Raw genomic sequence first — 2,372 nt, forward strand, 5'->3', positions numbered from 1 at the left:
CGGCCGCACCATGCGGTTCACCGGCACCACGGTGCTGAAGGTGATCGACGGCAGGATCGTCGAGGCCGATTTCCTCGACGATCCTGCCGTCGATCACCTTCAGCACCGTGGTGCCGGTGAACCGCATGGTGCGGCCGGTGGCGGCGGGCAGCGAACCGGTGAGGAAATCGCTGAAGGCCGGGCCGGTATGCGTGCCGCCGCCCTCCCACTGGCCGACGACATAATCGCCCTCGGCGATGAGATCGGCGGTGGCCCAGAAATTGAGATCCGGGAAGGCGGCACGGAAATCGGTCATGAAGGCCTTGATGTCGTCGCGACCGCGGCGCGGCTCGTGCAGTGAATATTTCAGCAGCATGTCGGGCGCGGCGACGGCGTCGACGACTGAGAGGTCGCAGGTTTCACCCCAGAAGTCGGTGAACCATCTGACGACGACGGCCTTGTTGTCTTCCTGCTTGGTCATAGGGAGGTCCTCTTCTTGTCTGGTTTGGAGATCACCTGTGTCGATGATCCCCAGCCATCCCTAGGACGATCGGACGCGCGCAAAACTCCGGTTCTTGCCGGCCAATCGAAAGGCGCAGAGCAGCAACGGCCGGTGATGGCGGCGCACCTCCGCCGCCTTGCGCGACAAGTAACGCTTTCTTCTCTGGTTTTGCCGCAGATTGCCCCGCGGGATGGGGCAGGCGAAACGGACGATGGCGCGGCAGGGCAGGAAAAATCGCAACGGAGCGTTCTGGGCCAAGGCCCTGGAGAGCGCCCATCTTGGCGTCTGGGACTGGAATCTTCGCACCGGCGACAGCTTCTATTCGGCGACCTGGGCGCGAATGCTGGGTTACGGCGAGGATGAACTCGCCAACACCAGCGACCTGTGGCTGCAACTGACCCATCCCGACGACCGCGAGCGGGCGCTGGCCAGCGGCGACCGCCACATTGCCGGGCTGACCGACGCCATCGAAACCGAACTCAGGCTCAAGCACAAGCAGGGCCATTGGATATGGGTGCTCGACCGCGGCGGCATCGTCGAGCGCGACGTCGACGGCAAGCCGCTCAGGCTGATGGGCGTGCAGACCGACATCTCGAAGCAGAAGGCGGCCGAGGCCGCGCTCGAACAGGTCAATGTGCGCTTCCGCCTGGCGCTCGCCGCCAGCGGCACCGGTATCTGGCACTATGACATGGCCACCAACAAGAGCTATTGGGACGCCCGCACGCGGGACATATTCGGCCTCGTTGCCGACACCGACGAAGTGTCGGGCGGCCTCTGGCATACCTATCTGCATCCCGACGACAAGGAAGCCACCGAGCAGGCGCATTTGCCGACGCCCGGCTCGGACAAGGTTACCGCCTCGCAATACCGCATCATCAGGCGCGACGGCGCCATCCGCCATGTCGAGTCGCTGGTGCGCTTCGTTGCCGCGGCGGGCGCGGCCGGCCTGGTTCTCGGCACGGTGCGCGACATCACCGAGGACAAGCTGCGCGAACAGGAGCTTGCCTTCGCCGCCCGCCATGACGCGCTGACCGGCTTGTGGAACCGCGCCGCCTTCGACAGGCTGCTCGCCGACCATATCGCCACGGGCGTGCCGCTCGCGGTGTTCTACATCGACCTCGACTACTTCAAGGCGCTCAACGATTTCGCCGGCCATGCCGCCGGCGATCTGGCGCTGAAGAGCGTCGCCGCGGGCATTGGCCGCTGCCTGCCGCCATCGGCGCATGCGGCGCGGCTCGGCGGCGACGAGTTCGCGCTGATGGTGCCCGATTGCGACGCCGTGCAGGCCGAGCGGCTGGCGGGCGCCATCCTGGCGGCCGTGCGCGACGCCGATCTCGGCGTTGCCGCGACCTCACGCCGGCTGGCTGCCAGCATCGGCATTGCCATCGTCCGCGACCGCGTCACCACGGTTGCCGACGCGCTGGCCTGCGCCGACGATGCCTGCTACGCGGCCAAGGCCGCCGGGCGCGATCGCTTCGCGCTGTTTTCGACCGATGCCGTCTCCGGCTCGGGCGGCCTCAACGCGGCACGGCTCGCCGCCGACACGGTGGACGCCATGGAGGACGGCAGGCTGAAGCTGTTCGGCCAGGAGATCCACCGGCTGGGCAGGCCCTGGGAAGAGACCCGCCATGTCGAGGTGCTGGCGCGGCTTGCCGGAAAGGACGGTCGGCTGATCCCGCCCGGCGAGTTCATACCGGCGGCGGAGCGCTTCGGCATTGCCGCGCGGCTCGATCGCTGGATCATCCGCACCGCGCTGTCGCGGCACGGCGCGGCGATGAAATCCGGCGCGATCACGCTCGGCTTCAACCTGTCGGCGCAGACGCTGAGCGATCCGGGACTATGGGACTTCGTCGACAGCATCATCGAGGAAACCGGGGCGCCGCATTCGGGC

Annotated in this window: 2 protein-coding genes; one reads left to right on the plus strand and one right to left on the minus strand. The window is 67.3% G+C overall.

Annotation, left to right across the window (positions count from 1 at the left end; all coding sequences use genetic code 11):
- Positions 1–460: ester cyclase (locus tag EOA36_RS33455; RefSeq protein WP_145969458.1), on the minus strand; the 460-nt coding region annotated here is incomplete at its 3' end.
- Between the two features lie 232 nt (positions 461–692).
- Here EOA36_RS33455 and EOA36_RS33460 point away from each other — a divergent pair.
- Positions 693–2,372: diguanylate cyclase (locus tag EOA36_RS33460; RefSeq protein ID WP_127281013.1), on the plus strand; the 1,680-nt coding region annotated here is incomplete at its 3' end.

It is taken from the genome of Mesorhizobium sp. M8A.F.Ca.ET.021.01.1.1 (genome assembly GCF_003998025.1).
GTDB lineage: Bacteria > Pseudomonadota > Alphaproteobacteria > Rhizobiales > Rhizobiaceae > Mesorhizobium.